Below are 23,854 nucleotides of genomic sequence, written 5' to 3' on the forward strand. Positions count from 1 at the left end.
GTGTGCGCCCGCGGGACGGCCCAACCTTGATGACATGACCACGACACCTCCTGAGGCCCCCGAGGCTCCGCAGCCCAGCGGCCCTCGTGTGACCCGCGACGAGGCCAAGGACCTCGGCCGGATCCGGCGCAGCCTCCACGACCGCAAGATCGCCGGGGTCGCCGGCGGCGTCGCGCGCCACTTCGACATCGACCCCTTGGTCGTGCGGGTGCTGTTCGTCCTGCTGGCGATCTTCGGCGGAGGCGGCCTGCTCGCCTACGCGGCGGGCTGGCTGCTCATCCCCGAGGAGGGCAGCGACGAGGGGGTGGTCCGGGTCGACCACCGCACCCGCACCGCCCTGCTCGCCATCGTCGGCGTGGTCTGCGCGCTGTCCCTGGTCGGTGACTCGTTCGGCGGCTGGGGCTTCCCGTGGCCGCTCGCCATCGTCGGGCTCGCGATCGCCGCGATCGCCGCCGCCGTCCGGCCGAAGCCGCACCCCGGCCCGCTGCCCGCCAGCGGCTGGGTGCAGCCGAGCACGGCTGCGGTCCCGCAGCCGGCCGCCAGGCCGCCGTACTCCGGTCCTCGGCCGCCGGCCCCCAGGCCCAAGGACCCCCGCAAGCGCGGGCCGATCCTGTTCTGGTTCACGCTCGGCCTGGCCGCCGTCGGCCTCGCGCTCGTCGCGACCCTCGACCTCGCCGGCTGGGACGCACCCGCATCGGCCTACCCGGCAGCGGTGCTCGCGGCCTGCGGCGTGATGCTGGTCGTGGGCTCGGTCTACGGACGGGCCGGTGGGCTGGTCTTCGTCGGACTGGTCGCGGCGCTGGCCACCCTGGTCGCAGCGGCCGTCGACGACATCAGCGCCGGGCAGGTCGACGCCCGGCCGCAGACCGCGGAGCAGGTGAAGGACCGCTACCACGTCGGCGCGGGCGAGATCGTCATCGACCTCACCGACCTCTCCCGCTCCGAGCTGGCGAAGCTCGACGGCCGCACCATCGAGGCGGAGGCCCGCTTCGGGCACGTGCTGGTGCAGGTGCCGCGCGAGGGCGTCGACGTGCACGTCACGACCGACGTCCAGGGCGGCGGCGAGAGCGTGATCTTCGGGGACCGCACCGACGGTTCCGACGAGGGCACCCGGGACGTGGGGTCCAGCACCGAGATCGACCTGGACCTGACGGTCCTCTTCGGCCAGATCGAGGTCGAGACGAAGGAGGCAGTGCGATGAGCGGACCCGAGACCACCCCGATGGAGGAACAGCCGATCGAGGGTCGGCCGGTCGACACCGGCGCCGCCACGGTCCCCGCGCCCCCGCGCGGCTGGCACCCGGTCAACATCGGCCACCTGGTGATGGGCGTGGCGTTCGTCGGCCTGTTCACGGTGTGGGCGCTGATCAGCTCCGACACCGTCGAGCTGGTGGACGCGCACTGGCTGCTGCCGCTGCCGTGGCTCGTGGCAGGTGTGGTCGGGCTGGTCGCGACCGTGCTGCGCAACGCCGGACGCCGCAACGGCAAGATGTCCGGGTGGATCTGATCTCCTTCCCCGGCCTCACCTCGCTGCCGGCCACCGACCACCCCACCCTCGTCGCGCCCCGCGTCGCCGCCGCGCTCGCCACCTGGCCGGGCGCGACCGGCGTCGCGGTGGCCGAGATCGACCCCGACCTCGCCGACACCGCCGCGATGAGCGAGGCCTACGACCTGCCGCTCGACACCGGCGTCAACTGCGTGCTGGTCGCCGGCAAGCGGGAGGGCCAGGAGCGGATCGCGGCCTGCCTGGTGCGCGCCGACACCCGGCTCGACGTCAACCACGCCGTGAAGCGTCTGCTCGACGTGCGCAAGCTGTCGTTCATGCCGATGGACCGCGCGGTCGCCGAGTCCGAGATGGAGTACGGCGGCATCACCCCTGTCGGGCTCCCCTCCGACTGGCGCCTCCTCGTCGACGCCCGGGTCCCCGACGTCCCCGCGGCGATCATCGGCTCCGGCGTACGCCGCTCCAAGCTGCTCCTCCCCGGCTCCCTCCTCGCCGACCTGCCCGGTGCCGAGGTGATCGAGGGCCTCGCGGGCTGAGCGGGCTGAGCGGGCTGAGCGGGCCGGGCGGGCTGAGCTGCCCGGGCAGGCGAGTCGTGTGCCTGAGCACGGTCCCTGGGTCGGTCTCAGGCACACGACCCCCTCTCCCGAGGACAACCGGCCGGAGCGCAACCAGCCGGAGCGCCACCCGGGACGGCATCATGGGCCCCGTGAAGCGGACTGCCGGCTGGGCCCTCGGAGCTGTCGTCGCCCTCGCCCTCGCGGCGGGGTGTGACGGCTCGACGGACGACCCCGGGGCCGGACCGGGCTCCGGCGCGACGACCGACCCGAGCGCGAGCGCCTCCACCGATCCCGGACCTGTCGTGACGTGCCCCGACGACGTTGCCCTCGACCCCGACCCGGCCCTCCCCGACGCCGTGCCCGACGGCGCCACCTCGGTGCGGCTCTGCGCGGCCGCGCCCGGCGAGGTCACGCCGCCGCTCGACGCGCTGACGACCAACGTCTCCGGGGTGGTCCAGGCCGTCAACGACCAGCCGGTCGTCACGCGGCACTGCTCCGACCGCCAGCTGCCGACCTACCAGCTCGCGTTCGGCTATCCCGACGGCACCAGCTTCGTCGTCGCGGGCCGCTACACGGAGTGCGGCGAGCTGCTCGTCGGCAGCGCCCGTCGCGCCCGCGCGGCGCCGGTCCTCGACCGGTTCGTCCGCGCCCTCAAGACCCAGCGCGCCGGCCTTCCCCGGCCGAGCAGCTCCGTCCGAGCCGCTGACCTCGACTGCGCGCAACCGCCCGAGCGGTTCACGTGGCCCCTCGCCGACCCCACCGAGCTCGCGGTCGCCGTGCTCTGCGTGGGTGCGATCGACGAGCCGGCGAAGGCGCGCCGGGCCACGATCGGCTCCGACGACCTCGCCGTGCTCGAGAGGAACATGGCCACCAGCACGACATCGACGGAGGGCATGTTCTGCCCCTACAACCCGCGCGGTCGCTGGATCGTCGGCGTCAACGGGTGGGGCGACCCGATCACGATGGAGGCCGGCTGCGTCGGGTTCGGCCTGCACGGCGCCGAGGTCTGGATCCCGCGCGGCAGGGCACGCGCCATCGTCCAGGACCTCGCCTCCCGGGCGCGCTGACAACCTTTCCCCGCCCCTCACCGCTTATGACGGTGGAGAGGAGGGCCGATGGAGCAGGCGGTGATGAGCGCGAACGACACGGCGGACGGGACCTTCGACGGTTTCGTGGCCGCGCGCGGCGACGCGCTGTGGCGCTCGGCGTGGCTGCTGACGTCGGACCGGCAGCTCGCCGAGGACCTCGTGCAGACGGCGCTGGCGAAGAGCTGGCGGTCGTGGGAGCGGGTCGGCCCGGAAGGGTTCGAGCCCTACGTGCGGCGGGTCATGTTCACCACCTACGTGTCCTGGTGGCGGCGCAAGTGGCGCGGTGAGCGGCCGACGGAGGTGCTGCCCGAGGCGGGCGTGAGTGCCCCGGACACCGACACCCGCAACGACCTGGTCTCCGCACTCGCGGGCCTGCCGAAGGGACAGCGCGCGATCGTCGTGCTGCGCTACTTCGAGGACCTCACCGAGGCCCAGACCGCCGACGCGCTCGGCATCAGCCAGGGCACCGTCAAGAGCCAGTGCTCCCGCGCCCTGACGGCCCTGCGCTCCTCTCCCCACCTGCGACGAGAGGACGACGATGAGTGACGAGAAGTGGTTGCGCGACGGGCTCGCCGACGCCGTACCCGAGCCGCCTGCCACCCCCGACCGCGCACGGCGCGCGGAGCGGCTGGCGCGCCGCCGACGCCGTACGACGGCAGCGGCCCTGGTGGGCACGGTCGGCGTCGTGGCGGGAGCCGCCGTCCTCACGGCAGCGCTCGCCGGTGGCGACGACGACAGGGCGGTGGACCGCTACGACTTCGGAGCGCCGCCGAGCGTCAGCTGTCCTCCGGCGAAGGCCGAGGACGGGGTGATCCCCGAGTCCGCGATCGACAGCCCCGACCCGGCCGCGCCGGACGCGGTCCCCGAGGGCGCGACCGCCGCCCGGATCTGCGAGGGCCCGGGCGCCGCCCTCACCTACCCCGACGACCTGCTGACGCAGGACGTGGCGACGCTGGTCGAGACGGTCAACGGCCTCGCCCGCACCGACGGACCGGCCGACGTCTGCACGATGGAGCTCGGGCCGGGCTTCCGGATCGTCTTCGGCTACGACGACGGGTCGACCTTCGTGGTCAGCGGCAGGCTCTACGGCTGCCGGACGCTGACGGTCGGCAGCGGCTACCGCGCCGACCCCGAGACCGCCGCCCACGAGTTCGACGACCTCCTCCAGGCACAGCTGGGCGATGCCGAGCCGACCACCGACACGACCGACGGGCCGGCCTGCACCACCGATCCCCCCACGCCGACGACCGGCCGCGCGGAGGACCTCGCCGAGGCCCTTCTCTGCGTCCAGGACAAGTCGGGGAGCACGGCATCCCTCGGGTTCGTCGAGATCCCGGACGACGACCTGGCCACCCTGGTGGCCGACATCGCCGCGAACGCCCACGCGACAGCGGGGATCGCCCGCTGCTACCGGGAGGAGCCCTGGATCTCCGGCGTCACCACCTCGGGCGACGCGGTGATGATCACCTACCAGTGCGACTCCTACGTCCTGCCGGACGGTCGCGCCTGGCAGCCGAGCGCCGCGTCCCAGGCGATCATCGACCGCCTCGGTGCTCGGGCAGTCCCATGACCGGAGGTCATCCGTCTCGCACCTCATAGACTGCCCTTCGTATGACGTCCCGCTGGCTGCCGGCAGCCCTCCTCGCGGTCGCGCTCGCGCTGGCCGGGTGCGACGACGCGTCACCGGGGGCCGAGCGGTCCCCGTCCCCCGCGGCGCCGGCGGACCCCACCGTCGTGACGTGCCCCGAGGCGCCAGCGATCGGGTCCATCCCTTCCGACCGACCCGACCCCGACCTCCCCGACCACGTGCCAGCAGGGGCGACGTCCGTCCGGCTCTGCCCGGGCGGCGACAAGTACACCGCCGTGCTGTCGCCCTACGACGCACTGACGACCCACGTCTCGGCACTCGTCCGCGCGGTCAACCGCCAGCCGAGCGTGGACCGGCCGCGGTGCGTACGGCAGTGGGTGCCGACCTATCGGATGGCGTTCGGCTATCCGGACGGCTCGCGGTTCCTCGTGTCCGGCTCGATGTCCAGCTGCTACCGGCTCGTCGCGGGGAGCGGGTGGCGCACCGACTCCTCCCCGCCACTCCGCACGTTCGTCCACCGGCTGCTCGACCAGCGAGCGACCGCCGATCCCCCGGGTCCGGACCGTCGCGCGGCACAGCTCTCGTGCGGCGAGCAGCACCAGTACGGCTACACCTGGCCGCTCGGTCGGGCGACCGACCTCGCCGTCGCCGTGCTCTGCTTCGGGGAGCCCAACCATCCGCGACGAGCGCGCCGCGCGGCCATCCCGGCGAAGGATCTCGCCGTCCTGCTCGACAGCATGCGGACGGACACCTTCTCCGTCGCTGGTCTGCTCGGTTGCCCGCCCGGACCGCGGCGCGAGTACTGGCTCGTCGGCGAGAGTGCCTGGCGGGACCCGATCGCGGTGACCGACCACTGCGAGGCGCTGGCCGTGGGCGGCAGCCGGGAGTGGGAACCCCGCGGCCGCGCGCGCCGGATCGTCGAGCGTCTGGTCAGTGCTGCTCGGCCAGTCCCGTGATCCGCAGCCCGGAGTGCACCTTGTACTTCCGGTTGATCGAGATCAGCACGGCGGTGAACGGCTCGAGCTGACGCGCGAGGCGCAGCTTGCCGCCGTCGATGCCGACCCGGCCGGTCACCGAGGCGGCGAGCGCCATGGCGACCTGCTTGGCCTCGACGACGTCCCCGACGACGATCACGTCCTCGTCGAGGTCGTCGGGCTCCTCCCAGAGGCCGACGGCGGAGACGTTGTGGAAGGCACCGACCACGGTCGCGTCGGGGGCGAGCTCCTGGGCGGACTCTGCGGCGGAGCCCTCGCCGTTGTTGATGACCTTGCCGTGCGCCCCGCGCTTGTCGAACGCGAGCGGGTTGACGCAGGAGATGACGGTCTTGCCGGCCAGCGGCAGCGACGCGACGAGCTCGTCGTGGCCGTCGTACGGCACGGCCAGCAGCACCACGTCGCACTGCTCGACCGCGTCGACGTTCGCCGCTCCGGTCACCTCGCCGGCCGACGCGGCGCCGGCGAGCTTCTCACGGACCTCCGCGGCGACGGCCTCGCCCTTCTCCGCGGCGCGCGAGCCGAGCACCACCGTGTGCCCGCCCTTGGCGAAGCGGTAGCCCAGGCCCTTGCCCTGCGGCCCGGTGCCGCCGATCACTGCCACGCGGTACTTGACGTCGTCCACCAGTTCTCCTCGACTAGGTCACACGATCTCGACACCGTGACAGTAGTACTGTCACAGTTGCTCCGATCACCTACCCCACCCGGAAGGGAAGCGATGAAGCTCTCCAGCTCGTTGATGTACGCCGGCAACCCCCGTGAGGCGGCCGACCAGGTCGTCGCCCTGGAGCGCGCCGGACTCGACACCATCTGGGTCGCCGAAGCCTACGGCTTCGACTCCCCCACGCTGATGGGCTACCTCGCCGCCAAGACCGAGACCATCGAGATCGGCTCGGCGATCCTCAACATCTACTCGCGCACGCCGAGCGCCCTGCTGCAGACCGCGGCGGGTCTCGACAACGTCAGCGGCGGTCGCGCGATCCTCGGCCTCGGCGCCTCCGGCCCGCAGGTGATCGAGGGCTTCCACGGCGTCCCCTACGCCAGCCAGCTCGGCCGCACCCGCGAGATCGTCGACCTCGTGCGGCGCGGCCTGCGGCGCGAGGTGCTGACCAACGACGGCATCTTCAAGCTGCCGCTCTCCAAGGAGGACGGTGCGGTCACCGGGCTCGGCAAGCCGCTGAAGCTGCTCACCCACCCCGAGCGCGACAGCGTGCCGATCTACATCGCGGCGCTCGGGCAGAAGTCCGTCAAGGGCACCGCGGAGTACGCCGACGGCTGGCTCCCGTTCCTCTACTACCCCGAGAAGGCCAAGGCGGTCTGGGGCGAGGTCGTCGCAGCCGGCACCGAGAAGCGGCCCGACGACCTGGCGCCGCTCGAGGTGGTCGCCGGGGGCATGTGCGCGATCGGCGAGGGCCCCGAGACCAAGGCGCTGCTCGACTTCGCGCGACCTCTGATCGCGCTGTACGTCGGCGGCATGGGCGCCCGCGGCAAGAACTTCTACAACGACCTCTTCTGCGACTACGGCTTCGAGGCCGAGGCCAAGGAGATCCAGGACCTCTACCTCGACGGCAAGAAGCGGGAGGCCGAGGCGAAGGTCCCGATGGAGTTCCTCGAGGCGATGAACCTCGTCGGCCCCGAGTCCTACGTCAAGGAGCGGATCGCCGCCTACCAGGAGTCCGGCGTCACCAACCTGCAGATCACGCCGGCCAGCGAGGACGCGCCCGCCCTCGTGCGTCGCATGAAGGAGCTCGTCGCCTGACGCTCCTGCGTCAGGTTGTCACAGACCGGCCCGCCGAGGTGTCTCCATGACACCCGCCGGGCCTGTCTGGTTTTTATTGGTGGCCCCACCGATGAATCCCTGGTGCAATCAGGGTCGGATCCGGCGAAACCCCGATGCCCGATGTCCGTGGTCCCTGAAAGGCTTCGCGCCATGCACCGTCAGATCGCCGGTAGGCTCACCGGCCCCATCACCAAGTGGATCGTCTTCTTCGGCGTCCTGATCGCCATGGTCGTCTTCAGCGGCCTCGGCGCCAAGCTCGGCGACGTGAAGAACAACGAGGCGTCGTCCTGGCTCCCGAGCTCGGCCGAGGCCACGGAGGTCGCCAACGAGATCTCCGCTGACGTCAACCCCAACGACATCCCGACCCTGGTCGTCTACCACCGCGCAGGCGGCCTCACCGACGCCGACTTCGCCGCCATGGACGACCAGGCCGAGGAGATCGCCCAGATCAAGGGCGTGACGGACCAGGGCGTCCTCACGCCGAACGGCGCGCGAGCGCTCGAAGGCCAGGGCGGCAACGCCCCCACCCTGGTCTCCGACGACGGCGAGGTCGCCTACACCTACCTCGTCTTCAACTTCGGCAAGGACGGCTGGAACGCCGTTCCCGACCCGGTCAAGGACATCCGCAAGATCACCAAGATCGACGGCGTCGACGTCTACGTCGGCGGCTACGGCGGACAGGCGGCCGACTTCGCGGAGTCGTTCGAGGGGTCCCACACCAACCTGCTGATGATCTCGTTCCTCGTGGTCATCATCATCCTGCTGATCACCTACCGCAGCGCGCTGCTGTGGCTGCTGCCGATCATCAGCGCGGTCGTGGCCAACCAGATCGCCGGCGGGGTCGTCTACCTCCTCGCGAAGTACACCGACATGGTCGTCAACGACCAGAGCCAGTACATCCTGAGCATCCTCGTCATCGGCGCCGGCACCGACTACGCGTTGCTGCTCGTCGCCCGCTACCGCGAGGAGCTGCGGCGCCATGCGGACCGGCACGAGGCGATGGCCTACGCGCTGCACCGCTCGGCGCCGGCGATCATCGCGAGCGCGGCGACCGTCGTCGTCGGGCTGATGTGCCTCGCCTTCGCCGATCTCAACTCGACGGCCAGCCTCGGCCCGGTCCTCGCGGTCGGCGTCGCCGTGACCCTGCTGGTGATGGTGACCTTCCTGCCGGCCGCCCTCGTCATCTGCGGCCGCTGGGTCTTCGGCCCCGGCCCTGAGCAGCAGAGCCGCCGGACCTGGTCCCGTGTCGCGCAGTGGATGTCCGGCGTCGGCCTGGTCGCTGCGGTCGCGGGCGGGTTCCTCGTCGGCGGCGACGGCGCTGCGAAGGTGCTCGGTCTCGTCCTGATGATCCCCGGCGCACTGGCCCTCGTGCTCGGCCTCCTGATGCTTGCCCAGGCCGGCATCGAGCGCTGGACCAGCGTTCACAGCCGACCCGACTTCGGCTCGGTCGAGCCCACCTCGACCGGCCTCTGGGCCAAGGTGGGCAACAAGATCGCCCCCCGCCCGCGGGCGGTCTGGGTCGTCACCTCCGTGCTCCTCGGCATCGCGTGCCTGGGCCTCTTCCAGCTCGACGCGACCGGCCTCACGACCGAGGACTCCGTGACGGACGAGATCCCGGCCATCACCGCGATGAAGCTGATGGACGAGCACGGCCTCGCCGACAACTCCAACACCATCCAGGTGGTGTCGGACACGAGCGAGGTGAGCCAGGTCCAGTCGGCCGTCGCCGACACGAGCGGGCTCGGCAGGTCGACCGACGTGAAGGACCTCGGCGACGGCCGATCCTGGTTCGAGTACCCCATCAAGAAGGACATGGCCTCGCACGCCGCGTGGGACATCCTCCAGGAGGTCCGCGACAAGGCGCACGCGGTCAGCGGCGCCGACGCGAAGGTCGGCGGATCGGCGGGGTTCTACCTCGACACCAAGACCGCGTCCGACCACGACAACAAGCTCATCATCCCGATGGTCCTCCTTGTCGTGCTGCTGATCCTGATGATCCTGCTGCGGGCCTTGGTCGCGCCGGTGATCCTGCTCGCGACCGTGGTCCTGTCCTTCGGGGCCGCACTCGGACTGTCGTCGCTGGTGTTCCAGTACCTGTTCGGGTTCGACGGAGCCGACCCAGGGTTCCCCTTGTTCGCCTTCGTGTTCCTGGTCGCGCTGGGCATCGACTACAACATCTTCCTGATGACCCGGGTCCGGGAGGAGACGATCAACCACGGCACCCGCAAGGGATCGCTGATCGCGCTCTCGTCCACCGGCGGCGTGATCACCTCGGCCGGCTTGGTCCTCGCGGCGACGTTCGGCGCCCTCGCCACCCTCCCGCTCGTCTTCCTCGTGGAGCTCGGCACGGCCGTGGCGCTCGGCGTGCTTCTCGACACGATGATCGTGCGGTCGGTCCTCGTGACGGCCCTCAACCTCGACCTCGGCAGCAAGATCTGGTGGCCGAGCAAGATCGACAGGGGTGGGCGCGACGTGCCCGAGCCCGGTGCCGAGCCGGAGAGGGAGAAGGTGCCTGCTCTCTGAGGCGTCATGGACGGACCCCCGTTTGGACTAGAACACGTTCTAGTTCGGGCGGGGGTCCGTTACTCTTGGAGCGATGTCCGACAGCCTGGCCGAGCCGCCCACCCCCCAGCAGATCCGCCGTGCGCTGGCGCGCGCCGAGCGCGGCGCCGCCCTCGACCTCGATGAGGCGACGGTGCTCCTTGCGGCGACGGGCGACGACCTCGACCGGCTCACCGCAGCGGCCGCGAAGGTGCGCGACGCGGGTCTCGTGACGGCCGGCCGGGAGGCCGTCGTGACCTACTCCCCGAAGGTCTTCATCCCGGTCACCCGGCTGTGCCGCGACAAGTGCCACTACTGCACGTTCGTCGAGACGCCGAAGCAGGCCGCGCGCGAGGGGCGGTCGCCGTACCTCTCCCCTGACGAGATCCTCGCCATTGCTGCCGAGGGCGCCGGCCTCGGCTGCCTGGAGGCCCTCTTCACGCTCGGCGACCGGCCGGAGGACCGCTGGCCCGAGGCCCGGGCCTGGCTCGACGAGCAGGGCTACGACTCCACCCTCGCCTACATCCGCGCGATGGCCGTGCGGGTGCTGGAGGAGACGGGTCTGCTGCCCCACCTCAACCCCGGGGTGATGTCGTGGGAGGAGATGAACCGGCTCAAGCCGGTGTCGCCCTCGATGGGCATGATGCTCGAGACCACCAGCCGTCGGCTGTTCGAGACCAAGGGCGAGGCCCACCACGGCTCTCCCGACAAGGACCCCGACGTCCGGCTCCGGGTGCTCGAGGACGCCGGTCGCCACTCGGTGCCCTTCACGACCGGACTGCTGGTGGGCATCGGCGAGACGCTGGCCGAGCGTGCCGAGACGATCTTCGCGCTGCGCCGCGTGAGCCGGCAGTACGGCGGCGTGCAGGAAGTCATCGTGCAGAACTTCCGAGCCAAGCCCGACACGGCCATGCGCCACACCGACGACCTCGACCTCGACCACTACCGCGCGGCGATCGCGGTCACCCGTCTCGTCCTCGGGCCGAAGGCACGGGTGCAGGCGCCGCCGAACCTGGTCGACCTCGACGAGTGCCGGCTCCTGCTCGGCGCGGGCGTCGACGACTGGGGCGGCGTCTCCCCCCTGACGCCCGACCACGTGAATCCCGAGCGACCCTGGCCCTCCCTCGACCGGCTCCGCGAGGTCACCGCGGAGTGCGGCTTCGAGCTCAAGGCGCGCCTCACCGTCCACCCGGAGTACGTCGTCGGCTCGCTGCGCGACGGGCAGGCCTGGATCGACCCGCGCGTCCACGGCCACATCGCCGCTCTCGCCGGCCCCGACGGGCTCGCGATCCCCGGCGTCCGCCCGACCGGCCTTCCCTGGCAGGAGCCCGACGGCGGTCACGAGTCGGCGGGCCGTACGGACCTGTTCGCCGCCGTCGACACCGAGGGTCGCACCGAGGACCGCCGCAGCGACTTCTCCAGCGTCTACGGCGACTGGGACGAGGTGAAGGCCGCGGCGCGCTCCACCGCCGAAATCGGGATACTCCCCCACGAACGGCACCTCGATCGGGGGAATTCGGGTGCCCTTGGTGGGGGACTATCCGCGCTCCGAGCCGCCGAGAAGGACCCCGGCAACCTGTCCGACGAGCACGCGCTGACCCTGATGACGGCCGAGGGAGACCTGCTGCGCGAGGTGGTGCGCCTGGCCGACGACCTGCGCAAGGACACGGTCGGCGACGAGGTCACCTACGTCGTCAACCGCAACATCAACTTCACCAACGTCTGCTACGTCGGCTGCCGGTTCTGCGCGTTCGCCCAGCGACGCACCGACGCCGACGCCTACTCCCTGTCCTACGAGCAGGTCGCCGACCGCGCGCAGGAGGCGTGGGAGCTGGGCGCGACCGAGGTCTGCATGCAGGGCGGCATCGACCCTGAGCTGCCCGCGACGGCGTACTTCGACCTCGTCGCCGCGGTCAAGCAGCGCGTGCCCGACATGCACGTCCACGCCTTCTCCCCGATGGAGGTCGTCAACGGCACCGCCCGCACCGGCCTCTCGATCGAGGACTTCCTCATCAAGGCCCGCGAGGCCGGCCTCGGCTCCCTGCCGGGCACCGCCGCCGAGATCCTCGACGACGAGGTCCGCTGGGTGCTCACCAAGGGCAAGCTGCCGGCGCGCACGTGGGTCGAGATCGTCTCCACCGCCCACCGGATCGGCATCCCCACGACCAGCACGATGATGTACGGCCACGTCGACAACCCGCGTCACTGGGTCGGCCACCTCAACGTCCTCAAGGCCATCCAGGACACCGCGCGCGACAACGGCAGCGAGGGCTTCACCGAGTTCGTGCCGCTCCCCTTCGTGCACACCAGCGCACCGATCTACCTCGCGGGCGTCGCCCGCCCCGGCCCCACCCTGCGCGACAACCTCGCCGTGCACGCGATGGCCCGGATCCTGCTCCACGGCCGCATCCGCAACATCCAGACCAGCTGGGTCAAGCTCGGCGTCGAGGGCACCCGCGCCATGCTCCGTGCCGGCGCGAACGACCTGGGCGGCACCCTGATGGAGGAGACCATCAGCCGGATGGCCGGCTCCGAGCACGGCTCCGCCAAGACCGTCGTCGAGCTCACCGAGATCGGTGCGGGCATCGACCGCCCGGTGCGCGAGCGCACGACGACGTACGGCGCCCAGCCCCCGCGCTGAGTCCGCTCAGCCGCGCGCGGACCGCCGGCGCGAGATCGCGTCGACGGCGGCGGCGATGAGCAGTACGACGCCGGTGATGACCTGCTGCCACTGGGCGTCGAGGCTCGGGCGCAGCAGGAGGCCGTTGGGGATGATCGCGATCACGAGCGCGCCGAGGATGGCGTCGCGCGGCCGGCCGCGTCCGCCGAAGAGCGAGGTGCCTCCGATCACGGCCGCGGCGACGGAGAAGAGCAGCACGTTGCCGGAGCCGAGATCGAGGGACGCCGAGGACTGCGACGAGGCCAGCATGATGCCGCCGAGCGCGCCGAAGGCGGAGCAGATCGCGAAGGCGGTCACCTTCATGTGGACGACGTCGATGCCGGCGCGCCGCGCGGCCTCGGCGTTGCCGCCGGTCGCGTAGAGGTGCCGGCCCCACGTGGTCTTGGTGAGCGCGAAGGTGCAGCCGATCATCAGCACGATCGCGATGGCGGCGGGCACCGGGATGCCCTCGATGAGCTTGAACGGGTTGGTGTTGCGGTTGCGGCACGCCAGCGCGGTGATCACGATCGCGACGGCGGCGAGCACGCCGCCGCGCACGAGCACCAGGCCCATCGTCTCGTGCGCCAGGCCCGCGGCCTTGGCGCGGACCGAGCGCACCACGGTGTAGCCGACGTAGCCGGCCACGATGACCGTCACGAAGATCCAGCTGTTGACGATGCTGAGGTTGCCGTAGGTGAGGTCGTGCCAGAACGGGTAGCGCGAGATCGTGACCGGCTGGCCGCTGAGGGCGAACTGCAGCACCCCCTGCCAGGCCAGGAAGAGCGCGAGGGTGACGACGAAGCTCGGGATGCCGACCTTCGCGACGAGGAAGCCGTTGAAGATGCCGATCGCGGCACCGATGCAGACCGCGGCGATGAGCGCCGGCAGCAGGTGCTGGGTCTGGTTGGTCAGCACGAGGACCAGGCCGACGAGCACGACCACCGCGCCGGCGTACGTCTTGAGCCACACCGCCAGCGCGATCGCGAGCGCGAGCCCGACGATGATCGCCCAGTAGAGCGCGCCGGGGAGACCGTCGTGGAGGCTGCCCTTGAAGACACCCACCGCGGCGAAGGCCGCGCACGCACCGCCGGCGGTGCCGGCCGACAGGTCGATCTCGCCGAGCAGCAGCACGAAGACCAGGCCCATCGCGATGACGGCGATGTAGGCGCCCTGGCCCGGGATGCTCCCGATGTTGTACGCCGACAGGAACTGGTCGCTCACCTGGCTGAACAGGATCACCAGGACCACGAGGCCGAGCACCGAGGGCAGCGCCCCGGGGTCCCCGCTGCGGAGCTTGCCGAACCAGGAGCGGAGGGCTCCGCCGATCGACATCTCCTCGACGTCGAGGGAGAACTCGCTGGCACGCTCGGACGTGGGCAGCGCCCCGGCCTCGACCCGGATCTGCGGCGTATCGCTGGACATGGTCCCCTCAGATGTTCTCGCTGGCGACCGCGGGCGCGAGCCCGATGTCACCGCTGCGGCCGGACGTGATGAGCTCGACGATCTGCGTCGTCGAGCTGGCGCTGGTCGACACCTCCGCGGCGACGCGGCCGAGGTAGAGGGCCGCGACGCGGTCGGCGACCTCCATGACGTCGTTCATGTTGTGGGAGATGAAGACGACACCGCAGCCCTGGTCGGCCAGGCGTCGGATCAGGTCGAGCACCTCGCGGGTCTGGGCGACGCCGAGCGCCGCCGTCGGCTCGTCGAGGAAGACGATCTTGCTGTTCCACAGCACTGCGCGCGCGATCGCGACCGTCTGCCGCTGCCCCCCGGAGAGGCGCGAGACGAGCTGGCGCACCGACGAGACGGTCCGCACCGACAGGGCGGCCAGGGTCTCGCGTGCCCGCCGCTCCATCTCACCGTCGGAGAGGATGCCGCCGAGCTTGCTCAGCTCGCGGCCGAGGAACATGTTCTGGGTGATGTCGAGGTTGTCGGCCAGCGCGAGGTCCTGGTAGACGAACTCCAGACCGAGAGCGGTGGCGTCGCGCGGGTCGTTCAGCGTCACCGGCCGGCCCTCGAAGCGGATCTGGCCGCTGTCGATGCCGTGGATGCCGGCGATGCACTTCACGAGGGTGGACTTGCCGGCGCCGTTGTCACCGACCAGCGCGGTGACCTCGCCCGGGTAGACGTTGAAGTCGACGTCGTGCAGCACGTGCACGGGACCGAAGCTCTTGTTGAGCCCGGAGATCTGCAGGATGGGTTCGGTCATGCCGGCTCCTCGGTCACGTGCGGTGGGAGCCGGTCCCCGGGGCGAGGCTGGGTCGCCCCGGGGACCGGTCGTCGGGTGGGTGGCTGGGCTCAGCCCGCGATCACTGGATCCCGAGCTTGCTGCAGTCGTCCTCGATGCCCGAGCACAGGTCGTCGGCGGTCAGCGCACCCGCGTCGATGACGTCCTGCACGTTGGCCTGGGTGATCACCTGCGCGGGGAGCAGGAGCGCCTTCAGGTCGTGGTCGGGCGCCTCCGGGTCGTCGAACGGCGCCAGCGTCATGCCGGCGTCGGCCGGGTCGGTGCCGGAGATCAGCGCGATGGCGAGCTGAGCGGCGGCGGTGGCCTCGAGCGTGACGTCCTTGAAGATCGTCATGCTCTGGTTGCCCGTGATGACGTTCTGCAGGCCCTCGACGCTGGCGTCCTGACCGGTGATCACGACGTGTCCGTCGAGGCCGCGGTTCTTCAGGACGCCGTTGACGGCGTTGGCGATGTCGTCGTTGGCCGCGACGACGCCCTGGACGTCACCCCCGGCGGAGGTCAGCGCCTGCTCGAAGGCCGGCGCCGCGTTCTCGACGTCCCAGCCCTTGACGGTCTGCTCGGCGACGATGTCGATGTCGCCGGAGTCGGCCAGCGGGTCGAGCACCTCGTGCGCACCCTTCTGGAAGAGCACCGCGTTGTTGTCGACGTCGGTGCCGCCGTTCATCATGATGATCTTCGGCTTGTCGATGTTCTGCGCCTCGAGGCAGTCGATCATCGTCTGCGCCTGCAGCTTGCCGACGTCCTCGTTGTCGAAGGAGACGTAGTAGGGCGCGTTGCCGCCGAGGTTGACGCGGTCGTAGTCGATGACGTCGACACCGGCCTCAGCGGCCTGCTGCTCGACGCCGGCGCCGGAGGCGGCGTCGATCGAGTCGATGATGAGCACGTCGACACCCTGGCCGATCATGTTCTGCGCGATCGAGGCGAACTTGTTCTTGTCGCCCTGGGCGTTCTGCACGTCGGCGTCGATGCCGGCGTCCGTGAGCGCCTTGGTGAGGAGCGGCTTGTCGTAGAGCTCGTAGCGGGTCGACGATGTCGTGTCGGGCAGGATCACGCCGACCTTGCCGGACGCCTTCGCCGAGGTGTCGCCAGCCGGCGGGGCGGAGGCCTCGCTGGTCGGCGGGCTGTCGAGCGAGCAGGCGGACACGATGTCGGCGGAACCGCCGCCGCTGCCACCGCCGTCGTTGTCGTCGCCGCAGGCGGCCAGCATGGCGACGCCGACGAACGAGACGGCTGAGAGGGCCGCGGTACGGCGCAGGGTTGTCTTCATTTCTCTCCTCGGGCTGAGCTGGGGGGCCGATGGGTCCGAGTGTCGACGGTCACACCGTTGCCGTCAAGACTTGAACACAAAAACGCGAATTCATCTCGCCGGACGCCATTAGTGGATGGTTCTTGACTGTTTAGCGCCGCTGTGGGCACAGTTCCGCCATGACGCCCGCCCGCAGCGACGCCGCCCCCGGCTCGACCGCGTCGCTGCGCGCCGCCAACCAGCGCCGGGTGCTCGACGCGCTGCGCACGACCGCCCCGGACGGCTCCGACGGCACCGTCTTCACCCAGGCCGAGCTGGCCCGGACGACCGGGCTGGCCCGGGCCACCGTGTCCAACATCGTGCGGGACCTGGGCGCAGCCGGCCTGATCGACACCGAGGCCGGAAGCGGACGGCGCGGTTCCGCCGTACGCCTCTCGCCGCGAGCCGGCGTGGTCGCCGGCATCGACTTCGGGCACAGCCACCTCGCGGTCGCGATCGGCGACCTGACCGGCCGGATCCTGGCCGAGGAACGCCAGCGGATCGCCTCCGACATCAGCCACGGCGAGGCCCTCGACCTCGCCGTCCGGATGGCCGACGACCTGCTCCCCGAGGGCGCGATCCTGCGCCGTGTGGGGCTCGGCCTCCCCGCCCCGATGACCGAGGCGATCATCCAGACCGCATCGATCTTCCCGGGCTGGCGTGGCATCGACGCCAGAGAGACCGCGATCGCCGCCTTCGGCGCGCCGGTCGAGGTCGACAACGACGCCAACCTCGGCGCCCTCGCCGAGCACCGCGTCGGGGCCGGGCGCGGCCTCGACAGCTCGGTCTGCGTGAAGATCTCCTCCGGCGTCGGCTCCGGCATCATCATCAACAACGAGCTCTTCCGCGGCACCGCCGGAAGCGCCGGCGAGCTCGGCCACCTGACGTTCGACGAGCAGGGCCCGCTCTGCCGCTGCGGCAGCCGGGGCTGCCTCGAGACCTACACGTCGGTCGGCGCGGTGCAGTCGATGATCGCCGGCCAGCTGCCCGACGCCACCCTCGACGACATCGTCGCCGCGGCCCGTCGCGGCGACGTCTCCGCCCGCCGCGCACTGGAGGACGCCGGCCTCCACCTCGGCTGGGGCCTGGCCGCGATCGTCAACATCTTGAACCCGTCGGTGATCGTGGTCGGCGGCGAGATGGCGCGTGCGGGCGACCTGCTGCTCGAGTCGGTGCGCATCGGGCTGCGCCGCCACGCCCTCGACCCGGTCGCGCTGACGCCCGTCGAGGCGAGCAGGCTCGGCGAGCGGGCCAGCCTCATCGGCGCGGTCCTGCTGGCGGCCGAGAGCACCGAGCTGCTGCTCGACGCCTGACTCACTCCTGGTCGGCGCGCTTCTTCCGCTCGGCCTGCGGGCCGTCGTCGAGGGCGAGGAACTCGGGGAAGGACACCCGAAGCCGCAGCCCGAGCTGCTCCATCAGGTCCACCGGAGGGGCCGGGGGGACAGGGGTGTCGGTCGGTTCGGTCATCGAGCACCTGCGGGGGCGTGGTTGGCGGTGGTGGCGGTGATCTGCTGGATCCGGTCGGCGATGAAGGCCAGCCGGTCGGCGTGCTGGGTGCGCACCGCCGAACCCTCGGCGAAGAGGTCGCGGAAGAGCTGCCGCGCGTTCTCCACCATGGGCGTCTTGTACGGCGCCTTGTCGGCGAACCCGACCACCTGGTGCTGGGGCGCGCCCGCCAGGGCGGCGGTGCGCCGGCCGATGACCGAGCTCAGCACGTCGCGCACCTGGTCGCCGTCGAAGCCCGGGGCCTGCGCGGCCCGCTCGTAGGCGGCGTCGTGCATCGCCAGCACCTGGTCCGCGCCGCGGAGGTAGGCCAGCGGCTCCTCGGCGCGCGGCGGGTCGTCGACGTAGTTGCTCGTGCAGATGAAGCCGAGCTCGGGGATCGCGACGTACTGGCCGCGAGCCACGTCGGTGAGGCCGACACCGAGCTCGTAGAAGCTGCGGAGGTACCACGTGCGGAGGAACTCCAGGCGAGCGATCACGTGCGCCCGCCGGGCGACGCCGTAGCTGGTCGGGAACGGCAGCGACCCGAAGACCCGCATCCGCTGGGCCGGGTTGTCGGCGTTGATGTGGCGTACGACGTCGAGGCGCGCGCTGGCCCGACCGGGTGCGGTGACGTCGAGGTGCACGACGTGGCCGCCGGCGCAGACCGCCTCGGGCCGCTCGATCAGCCTCTTGCGCGCCTTCTCGAGCGTCTCGAGCACCGGGTAGTTGTCGTCGGCGCCCATGATGACGAACTCGCGCTCGAAGGTGTGCAGCGTGCGGAGCAGCCTCTCGAAGACGGGGAGGTCGGCGTCGTACTCCTGGTGCTCGACCGCCACCTGTGCCTGGGCGACGGACTCGCGGTTGCGCTCCTTGACCTCCGGGGTGCTGCCGTCGGCGACGACCAGCTCGGCGCGCGGGTGGAAGCGGGCGTAGTAGTCGAGCACGGCCTGCAGCGAGGCGGGTCGGTCCGCGGTGGGGATGACGATCTTCATGCGATGCCGAGCGGCCGGAAGTCCACGTCGGGATAGTAGTTGCAGTAGGACTCCACCCGGGCCCGGAGGTCGGGGCCGATGACCGCGCCGCGCCCCGTCGTACCGACGTTCCTGCGCACCTTGCCCTGGTCGCCGCCGGCGACCTTCTCCAGCGCCTCGGCGATGCCCTCGCTGTTCCAGGGCAGCTGGCCGGCCTTGAGGATGCGGCGCAGCTCGCCGGGCGGGTCGGCGACCAGGTCCTCGTAGGTCACGAGCACCTTCTGCTCCGCCTTCGCCCAGCTGACGTAGAAGTGGAGGTACCACGGCACGGCCATGTCGACCAGGAACGCGTACATCCGCTCCTCGTCCCAGCCCACCATCGACTCCTCGACGTAGGCCGCGGCCGTCAGCGGGGAGTCGTTGACGAAGTGGTCGCGCAGGCTGACGAGGATGTCGTAGATGTTGCGCACCAGGCAGACCGGAACGATGCCGTAGCGATCGACGAGCGTCTGCGTCTCGTGCGTGTGCTTCACGTGCAGCTGGGCGACCCACGCCCGGGGGCGCTGCGGGCTCACGAGCTCGCCCTGGTCGAAGGCGCGGCGCAGGGTCTGGGTCGCGGCGAAGGCGCGCTGGATCTCGGTCTCGCTCATCTCCTGCTCGCGCCGCGCGTAGGACGGCACGATGTGCTCGCGCCGGTAGCCGGGCAGGCTCGCCAGCGCGGCGGAGAGGAAGGTCGACCCGCTCTTCGGCATGCAGGCCACCAGGACCGCGCGCGAGTTGGCGCCGGGGACGGCGGGGGCACTCGTCATCAGGTCGTCCGGTTCTGGTGGGCGGCGGAGTCGACGCCGACCCTATCGAGGCCCCGGCGCCGCGCGCGCCACGTCCGGAACCGCCGCCACCCCCGCCGGATCGCGCGCATGGCCAGCCACAGCACGACCAGGCCGGCGACCAGCAGCACCGCCGTGATCCCCGCCGCGACGTAGGGGTGCTCGATGGCGAACCACACGAGCGCGAGCACGACGACGTCCTCGGCGGTGCTCAGGGTGATGTTGCTGAAGGGCTCCGGCACGCTGTTGACCGCCAGCCGGGTGCCGGCCTTCACCGAGTGCGAGCCGAGCGCGGTGCCGCCCCCGACGGCGCCGCCGACGAGGGCGTTCATCGACTGCGAGTCGCCCGCCAGCAGCACCCCGATCGCGCCGCCCACCACCGGCCGAAGCACCGTCGAGACCACGTCCCAGGCGGAGTCGAGGTAGGGCACCTTGTCGGCGACGAACTCGAAGGCGTACATCAGCGCCGCGACGGAGAGCACCTCCCACCGGCCGAGCTCGTCGGGCACCTGGTCGAGCCCGCCGATCCGGTCGGCGACACCGAGGACCAGCACGACCAGGTAGGCGTTGACGCCGCTGGCCCAGCCGCTGGAGAAGGCGAGCGCGAGGGACTCCACGGCGGCAGGCTAGCCGTGTGCCGCCGCCCGTGTCGGGTACCCGCCTGTCATGGAGTACGACGACCTCAACCCGCCGCCCGAACCGGACCGTGAGACCTACCACGACGAGAGCGTCGACGACGAGGACCAGCTGCAGCCCGAGGACACCCTCGACGACCCGGACGTCGAGGACGTCCTCGACCGCGGCTTCTCCCCGCCCGAGCGCTACTCGACGGCCCAGGACCACGGCACCACGCCGCGCGAGGAGATCGAGGGCGAGACCCTCGACCAGCGGATCGCCCAGGAGGTCCCCGAGCCCGACCCCTACGAGGAGGCGGAGCGCGACGTGGACGACATCGTCGACGGCGACGTCGACGACGGTGAGGTCGGTGACGTCCGGGCCGGAAGGATCGTGGAGCCCGACGAGGGCGCCCGCGAGGACACGGAGAGCGGTCTCGTCGGCACCGACGTCGGGATCGACGGCGCGGCCGCGAGCGCCGAGGAGGCCGCCGTGCACGTCATCCCCGACGACGACCCGCCCGGCATCTGAGGGTCTGGTGGTGCGACCAACGGGTATCTGACCGCCATGGAATTCATCCTGTGGCTCATCGCCGTGGTCCTGGTCGTCTCCGGCATCGTCAGCCTCGTCCGCGGAGCGGTCATGTGGGGCATCGTCCTCATCGTAGTGGGACTGCTCGTCGGCCCTGGTGGCGTCAGCCTCTTCACGTAGACCGGCGACGGATCCCCTTGTAGATCCCGCGGTCGACGATCCACGGGAAGAGGACGTTGCGCACCGACCACGCGGGGAACCGGAAGGGACGCCCGTTCGGCGCGAAGACCTGGAGCCCGTCGTCCTGCGGACCCAGCACCGAGCCCCATCGCGACCGCGGCGGGGAGTAGGTCCCGAGCCGCCGCCCGGCGAGGTGGCGCCGGATGTTGCTGGCCAGCAGGCGGTCGGCGCGGTTGCGCGCCGAGGAGCGCAACGGGTCGGTGGCGGCGACGTCGCCGATCGCGAAGACCTCGGGCCGGCTGGGCGTCTGCAACGTCGGGCGTACGGCGACGAACCCCTCGTCGTCGAGCAGCTCGCCGGGCAGCCAGCCGCTGTTGGGCGTCAGCCGCCCGACCGCCCACAGCACGGCGTCGGCGGGCATCGGCTCCTGACCGGTGGACCACCGCACCGGACCGTCGGTGATCCGGTCGAGCGCGAAGCCCTCCGGCACCACCGCCCGGTGCCCACCGTGCAGCCCGACGCCGGCAGCGACGAGGCGGCGCCGGACATGGCTCCACACCCGCGGGTGGTGACGCGGCAGGGCCCGCTCCCCCGGGAAGCACAGGTCGACCTGCTTGTCCGGCCACCGGGTGCGCAGGTTCAGCGCGCTGCCCACGGCGGCGGCGCCGCCCCCGACCACGACCACCGAGCCGGCCGCCGCCAACCGGTCGTGCGCGGCGCGGAGGTCGGCAGCGACCTCGTCCTCGGTCTGCACCTCGGGCCTCCTCCAGAACCCGTTGCTCGCCCCCGTCGCGATCACCAGGACGTCGTACGGCTCGAGGTGGGTGGAGCCGTCGGGCAGCGTCACGGCGACCTTGCGCGCCTCGAGGTGCAGCGAAGTCAGCGTGCCGTGGACGGTGCCGACCCGGTCGAGCCCGCGGTAGCGGTCGAAGGGGACCCAGTACTGGCGCGCCCACTCGTCGGGTCGCGACAGCCGCAGGCCGAGCTCCTGGCCGCTGACCAGACCGGGCTTGGCCGAGATGCCGACGACCTCGGCGTGGCGCGCCAGGTGGATCGCGGTCAGCAGGCCGCTGTCGCCGAGCCCTGCGACGACCACCCGCGGTCTGGTCACGAGGCCGCCCGGCGTCGCGGCGGACGCGGGACGAGCATCGGCACCCGGTCGATCACGTCCTGGTAGGACGGTCGCCGCTCGAGGCTGCGCTTCTCCATCATCGGGATGCTGGCGCCCAGGAAGAGAGCCACCATCGCGACGGCGCCGAGCACCAGCCACCACCAGTCGCCGGGCGACGCGGCGATGCCGAAGAGGGCGAGCGACACCCAGAAGCTGATCTCGCCGAAGTAGTTCGGATGGCGCGACCACCCCCACAGGCCGCGGTCCATCGCCTGCCCGGGCTGACGCTCCGCGACGAACCGGCGCATCTGGCCGTCCGCGATCAGCTCGAGCAGCACCGCGCCGACGCCGACGACGAGCGCCACGGCGTCCAGCCAGCCCGCGTCGCGGCCGGGCAGCGCCACCGCGACGTAGACGGGCACGGTGCCGAGGAAGACCTGGAAGGTCGGGATCAGGTGGATCGCGAGGAAGTCGACGACCAGCTCGAGGCGCCCGGCCTGCTCGCGCAGCATCGGGTAGCGCCAGTCCTCGTGGTGCAGACCCGGGAACCCGATCACCCAGTTGGCGGTGAGCCGGACCGCCCACAGCCAGACCACCGCCAGCACGAGCGCGGTGCGGAGGCCGTCGCCGGCAGCGTCGCTCGCGACGACCCAGAAGACGGCGAGGTACGGCGGCAGCACGCTCCAGTAGGCGTCGTAGAAGCTCGAGTTGTGGTGGATCCGGCTGGCCACGAAGACGACGACGGTCGCGAGCACGTCGGCGACCAGCGCGTCGAGCCACAGCCACTCGGTGTCGGGCCCCCACAGCAGCCAGGCGGTCGCGACACCGAGCGCGACGACGTACGCCAGGCTGACCCGGACCATGGACTCGGTCTTGCTCATCGGCACAGGCTACCGGCAAAACAGGAACGTGTTCTAGTTCTTCTCCGGTCGGGCGGCCGCCGCCCAGGCGACCAGGTCGCGTGCGGGGCCCTCGGGCGGGTGCGCCCCGCCCTTCCACACCGCGTGGAGCCGGCGGGTGAGATCGAGGTCGGCGACGTCGATCCGCACCAGCCGGCCGGTCGCCAGGTCGTCGCGGATCGCGTGCGCACCCAGGGCCGCCGGCCCGGCGCCGGCGGCGACGGCGGACCGGACCGCAGCCGTGCTGGAGAGCTCGAGGGCGGGCGGCGCCGTGGGCAGCTGTTCGAGGGCGCGGTCGAGGACGGTGCGGGTGCCGGACCCCGGCTCGCGGACGACGAGCGGGGTGGCCGCCAACGTGGCGGCGCTGACCCGGCGACGCGAGCGCTGCGCCCAGGGGTGGGCCGGACCGACGACCACGACCAGGGTGTCGGTGCCGACGAGCCGGTGGCGCAGTCCCTCCGGGGCGTCGGGGCCCTCGACGAAGCCGAGGTCGACCTCGCCGGCGGCGACCAGCTCCGCCACGCGCTCGCTGTTGGTCGCCGTCATCGTCACGTCGGTCGGCGACTGCCCCAGCTGCTGCTGGCGGGAGCGGAGCGCCACCAGCCAGGCGGGGAGGAGGTGCTCGGCGATGGTCAGGCTCGCCGCGATGGTGAGGTGACCGCGGCGGTCGGCGCGCAGCGCCGCGATCCCGGCGTCGAGCTGCTCCGCGGCCTCCAGCACGCCGGCCGACCACTGCACCACGAGCTCGCCCGTGGGCGTCAGCGCCGACCCGCGGTGACTCCGGTCGAGCAGGGCCGCGCCGACGAGCGACTCCATGGTGCGCAGGCGCGAGGACGCCGCCTGCTGGGAGATGCCGAGCTCCGCCGCGGCCGCACTCAGGCTGCCGGTGCGCGACACCACGGCGAGCAGCTCGAGAGCACGCAGCTCCGGCACACGGGATCCCAGCACGAGACACAAAGTTACCTTGTGACCCCACAACCACAACCTCGTTCTG

Annotated in this window: 24 protein-coding genes; 13 read left to right on the top strand and 11 right to left on the bottom strand. The window is 71.8% G+C overall.

Going from position 1 to position 23,854, the window contains the following annotated elements; translation table 11 throughout:
* Positions 1-34 precede the first annotated feature (34 nt).
* The 7 genes from ACAX67_RS12095 (at position 35) to ACAX67_RS12125 (ending at position 5,692) form a co-directional block, all read left to right on the top strand.
* Complete coding sequence (locus ACAX67_RS12095) at positions 35-1,201, top strand: PspC domain-containing protein (protein WP_370704094.1); 1,167 nt, start codon at positions 35-37, stop codon at positions 1,199-1,201.
* A complete protein-coding gene (locus tag ACAX67_RS12100) occupies positions 1,198-1,506 on the top strand; it encodes a hypothetical protein (protein ID WP_370704095.1) in 309 nt (102 codons plus the stop codon). Before ACAX67_RS12095 ends, ACAX67_RS12100 begins: the two co-directional genes overlap by 4 nt.
* Positions 1,506-2,039, top strand: coding sequence for a YbaK/EbsC family protein (locus ACAX67_RS12105; protein WP_370704542.1), 534 nt, complete (start codon positions 1,506-1,508; stop codon positions 2,037-2,039). The genes ACAX67_RS12100 and ACAX67_RS12105 overlap by 1 nt, the downstream gene beginning before the upstream one ends.
* A gap of 170 nt (positions 2,040-2,209) precedes the next feature.
* Positions 2,210-3,127: a hypothetical protein gene (locus ACAX67_RS12110; protein WP_370704096.1), complete on the top strand. Its 918-nt coding sequence runs from the start codon at positions 2,210-2,212 to the stop codon at positions 3,125-3,127.
* A gap of 63 nt (positions 3,128-3,190) precedes the next feature.
* The gene (locus ACAX67_RS12115; protein ID WP_370704097.1) at positions 3,191-3,694 is read left to right on the top strand and encodes a SigE family RNA polymerase sigma factor; all 504 of its coding nucleotides are present in this window, start codon (positions 3,191-3,193) and stop codon (positions 3,692-3,694) included.
* Complete coding sequence (locus ACAX67_RS12120; RefSeq protein WP_370704098.1) at positions 3,687-4,718, top strand: hypothetical protein; 1,032 nt, start codon at positions 3,687-3,689, stop codon at positions 4,716-4,718. The genes ACAX67_RS12115 and ACAX67_RS12120 overlap by 8 nt, the downstream gene beginning before the upstream one ends.
* Before the next feature lie 41 nt (positions 4,719-4,759).
* On the top strand, positions 4,760-5,692 hold the full coding sequence (locus tag ACAX67_RS12125; RefSeq protein WP_370704099.1) for a hypothetical protein: 933 nt from the start codon (positions 4,760-4,762) through the stop codon (positions 5,690-5,692).
* Here the strand turns inward: ACAX67_RS12125 and npdG are convergent.
* On the bottom strand, positions 5,667-6,353 hold the full coding sequence (npdG, locus tag ACAX67_RS12130) for an NADPH-dependent F420 reductase (RefSeq protein WP_370704100.1): 687 nt from the start codon (positions 6,351-6,353) through the stop codon (positions 5,667-5,669). The two genes, ACAX67_RS12125 and npdG, sit on opposite strands and share 26 nt — an antisense overlap.
* A gap of 93 nt (positions 6,354-6,446) precedes the next feature.
* Here npdG and ACAX67_RS12135 point away from each other — a divergent pair, with 93 nt between their 5' ends.
* From ACAX67_RS12135 to ACAX67_RS12145, 3 genes are all read left to right on the top strand, one after another.
* Positions 6,447-7,487, top strand: coding sequence for an LLM class F420-dependent oxidoreductase (locus tag ACAX67_RS12135; RefSeq protein ID WP_370704101.1), 1,041 nt, complete (start codon positions 6,447-6,449; stop codon positions 7,485-7,487).
* A gap of 171 nt (positions 7,488-7,658) precedes the next feature.
* Positions 7,659-10,031: an MMPL family transporter gene (locus ACAX67_RS12140; RefSeq protein ID WP_370704102.1), complete on the top strand. Its 2,373-nt coding sequence runs from the start codon at positions 7,659-7,661 to the stop codon at positions 10,029-10,031.
* A 73-nt stretch (positions 10,032-10,104) separates the two neighbouring features.
* Positions 10,105-12,690: a bifunctional FO biosynthesis protein CofGH gene (locus ACAX67_RS12145; RefSeq protein ID WP_370704103.1), complete on the top strand. Its 2,586-nt coding sequence runs from the start codon at positions 10,105-10,107 to the stop codon at positions 12,688-12,690.
* A 6-nt stretch (positions 12,691-12,696) separates the two neighbouring features.
* Here ACAX67_RS12145 and ACAX67_RS12150 read toward each other — a convergent pair whose 3' ends face one another.
* The 3 genes from ACAX67_RS12150 to ACAX67_RS12160 all read right to left on the bottom strand — a co-directional run bounded on the left by ACAX67_RS12150 (position 12,697) and on the right by ACAX67_RS12160 (position 16,223).
* Entirely contained in the window at positions 12,697-14,130 is a 1,434-nt protein-coding gene (locus ACAX67_RS12150; protein WP_370704104.1) for a sugar ABC transporter permease, read from the bottom strand.
* A gap of 7 nt (positions 14,131-14,137) precedes the next feature.
* Entirely contained in the window at positions 14,138-14,917 is a 780-nt protein-coding gene (locus tag ACAX67_RS12155) for an ATP-binding cassette domain-containing protein (protein WP_370704105.1), read from the bottom strand.
* Between the two features lie 100 nt (positions 14,918-15,017).
* On the bottom strand, positions 15,018-16,223 hold the full coding sequence (locus ACAX67_RS12160; RefSeq protein WP_370704106.1) for a sugar ABC transporter substrate-binding protein: 1,206 nt from the start codon (positions 16,221-16,223) through the stop codon (positions 15,018-15,020).
* A 158-nt stretch (positions 16,224-16,381) separates the two neighbouring features.
* On the opposite strand from ACAX67_RS12160, the gene ACAX67_RS12165 reads away from it, so the two are divergent.
* Entirely contained in the window at positions 16,382-17,554 is a 1,173-nt protein-coding gene (locus ACAX67_RS12165; protein WP_370704107.1) for an ROK family transcriptional regulator, read from the top strand.
* Between the two features lies 1 nt (position 17,555).
* On the opposite strand, the gene ACAX67_RS12170 is transcribed toward ACAX67_RS12165, so the two are convergent.
* The 4 genes from ACAX67_RS12170 to ACAX67_RS12185 are packed head-to-tail and all read right to left on the bottom strand — an operon-like array spanning position 17,556 to position 20,141.
* On the bottom strand, positions 17,556-17,708 hold the full coding sequence (locus ACAX67_RS12170; protein WP_370704108.1) for a hypothetical protein: 153 nt from the start codon (positions 17,706-17,708) through the stop codon (positions 17,556-17,558).
* Entirely contained in the window at positions 17,705-18,718 is a 1,014-nt protein-coding gene (locus ACAX67_RS12175; RefSeq protein ID WP_370704109.1) for a TIGR00180 family glycosyltransferase, read from the bottom strand. The genes ACAX67_RS12170 and ACAX67_RS12175 overlap by 4 nt, the downstream gene beginning before the upstream one ends.
* Complete coding sequence (locus ACAX67_RS12180) at positions 18,715-19,506, bottom strand: sulfotransferase (protein WP_370704110.1); 792 nt, start codon at positions 19,504-19,506, stop codon at positions 18,715-18,717. Before ACAX67_RS12180 ends, ACAX67_RS12175 begins: the two co-directional genes overlap by 4 nt.
* Positions 19,506-20,141, bottom strand: a complete 636-nt coding sequence (locus tag ACAX67_RS12185; protein WP_370704111.1) for a DUF4126 domain-containing protein — start codon at positions 20,139-20,141, stop codon at positions 19,506-19,508. The genes ACAX67_RS12180 and ACAX67_RS12185 overlap by 1 nt, the downstream gene beginning before the upstream one ends.
* 49 nt (positions 20,142-20,190) lie before the next feature.
* Here ACAX67_RS12185 and ACAX67_RS12190 point away from each other — a divergent pair, with 49 nt between their 5' ends.
* Together ACAX67_RS12190 and ACAX67_RS12195 are read left to right on the top strand one after the other, a co-directional pair.
* On the top strand, positions 20,191-20,670 hold the full coding sequence (locus tag ACAX67_RS12190; RefSeq protein ID WP_370704112.1) for a DUF5709 domain-containing protein: 480 nt from the start codon (positions 20,191-20,193) through the stop codon (positions 20,668-20,670).
* 36 nt (positions 20,671-20,706) lie between these two features.
* Positions 20,707-20,850 (top strand): GPGG-motif small membrane protein, encoded by a 144-nt coding sequence (locus tag ACAX67_RS12195; RefSeq protein WP_370704113.1) that lies wholly within the window; start codon positions 20,707-20,709, stop codon positions 20,848-20,850.
* Here the strand turns inward: ACAX67_RS12195 and ACAX67_RS12200 are convergent.
* From ACAX67_RS12200 to ACAX67_RS12210, 3 genes are read right to left on the bottom strand one after another with little or no spacing between them, the layout of a single operon-like run.
* The gene (locus ACAX67_RS12200; protein WP_370704114.1) at positions 20,843-21,961 is read right to left on the bottom strand and encodes an FAD-dependent oxidoreductase; all 1,119 of its coding nucleotides are present in this window, start codon (positions 21,959-21,961) and stop codon (positions 20,843-20,845) included. The genes ACAX67_RS12195 and ACAX67_RS12200 overlap by 8 nt on opposite strands.
* Complete coding sequence (locus ACAX67_RS12205) at positions 21,958-22,842, bottom strand: DUF1295 domain-containing protein (RefSeq protein WP_370704115.1); 885 nt, start codon at positions 22,840-22,842, stop codon at positions 21,958-21,960. The genes ACAX67_RS12200 and ACAX67_RS12205 overlap by 4 nt, the downstream gene beginning before the upstream one ends.
* Positions 22,843-22,875: 33 nt before the next feature.
* Positions 22,876-23,808 carry a LysR family transcriptional regulator gene (locus ACAX67_RS12210; RefSeq protein WP_370704116.1) on the bottom strand — a complete coding sequence of 311 codons (933 nt, stop codon included), beginning with the start codon at positions 23,806-23,808 and terminating at the stop codon, positions 22,876-22,878.
* Between the last annotated feature and the right edge of the window lie 46 nt (positions 23,809-23,854).

The sequence above is a fragment of the Nocardioides candidus genome (assembly GCF_041321175.1).
GTDB lineage: Bacteria > Actinomycetota > Actinomycetes > Propionibacteriales > Nocardioidaceae > Nocardioides.

What these genes read in the sequence shown, in the direction of transcription:
- ACAX67_RS12120 (WP_370704098.1), top strand. Translation starts at nt 3,687, where the DNA reads ATGAGTGACGAGAAGTGGTTGCGCGACGGGCTCGCCGACGCCGTACCC.
- ACAX67_RS12205 (WP_370704115.1), bottom strand. Translation starts at nt 22,842, where the DNA reads ATGAGCAAGACCGAGTCCATGGTCCGGGTCAGCCTGGCGTACGTCGTC.
- ACAX67_RS12145 (WP_370704103.1), top strand. Translation starts at nt 10,105, where the DNA reads ATGTCCGACAGCCTGGCCGAGCCGCCCACCCCCCAGCAGATCCGCCGT.
- ACAX67_RS12165 (WP_370704107.1), top strand. Translation starts at nt 16,382, where the DNA reads ATGACGCCCGCCCGCAGCGACGCCGCCCCCGGCTCGACCGCGTCGCTG.
- ACAX67_RS12125 (WP_370704099.1), top strand. Translation starts at nt 4,760, where the DNA reads ATGACGTCCCGCTGGCTGCCGGCAGCCCTCCTCGCGGTCGCGCTCGCG.
- ACAX67_RS12115 (WP_370704097.1), top strand. Translation starts at nt 3,191, where the DNA reads ATGAGCGCGAACGACACGGCGGACGGGACCTTCGACGGTTTCGTGGCC.
- ACAX67_RS12175 (WP_370704109.1), bottom strand. Translation starts at nt 18,718, where the DNA reads ATGAAGATCGTCATCCCCACCGCGGACCGACCCGCCTCGCTGCAGGCC.
- ACAX67_RS12100 (WP_370704095.1), top strand. Translation starts at nt 1,198, where the DNA reads ATGAGCGGACCCGAGACCACCCCGATGGAGGAACAGCCGATCGAGGGT.
- ACAX67_RS12150 (WP_370704104.1), bottom strand. Translation starts at nt 14,130, where the DNA reads ATGTCCAGCGATACGCCGCAGATCCGGGTCGAGGCCGGGGCGCTGCCC.
- ACAX67_RS12140 (WP_370704102.1), top strand. Translation starts at nt 7,659, where the DNA reads ATGCACCGTCAGATCGCCGGTAGGCTCACCGGCCCCATCACCAAGTGG.
- ACAX67_RS12160 (WP_370704106.1), bottom strand. Translation starts at nt 16,223, where the DNA reads ATGAAGACAACCCTGCGCCGTACCGCGGCCCTCTCAGCCGTCTCGTTC.
- ACAX67_RS12155 (WP_370704105.1), bottom strand. Translation starts at nt 14,917, where the DNA reads ATGACCGAACCCATCCTGCAGATCTCCGGGCTCAACAAGAGCTTCGGT.
- ACAX67_RS12095 (WP_370704094.1), top strand. Translation starts at nt 35, where the DNA reads ATGACCACGACACCTCCTGAGGCCCCCGAGGCTCCGCAGCCCAGCGGC.
- ACAX67_RS12180 (WP_370704110.1), bottom strand. Translation starts at nt 19,506, where the DNA reads ATGACGAGTGCCCCCGCCGTCCCCGGCGCCAACTCGCGCGCGGTCCTG.
- ACAX67_RS12135 (WP_370704101.1), top strand. Translation starts at nt 6,447, where the DNA reads ATGAAGCTCTCCAGCTCGTTGATGTACGCCGGCAACCCCCGTGAGGCG.
- ACAX67_RS12170 (WP_370704108.1), bottom strand. Translation starts at nt 17,708, where the DNA reads ATGACCGAACCGACCGACACCCCTGTCCCCCCGGCCCCTCCGGTGGAC.
- ACAX67_RS12195 (WP_370704113.1), top strand. Translation starts at nt 20,707, where the DNA reads ATGGAATTCATCCTGTGGCTCATCGCCGTGGTCCTGGTCGTCTCCGGC.
- ACAX67_RS12190 (WP_370704112.1), top strand. Translation starts at nt 20,191, where the DNA reads ATGGAGTACGACGACCTCAACCCGCCGCCCGAACCGGACCGTGAGACC.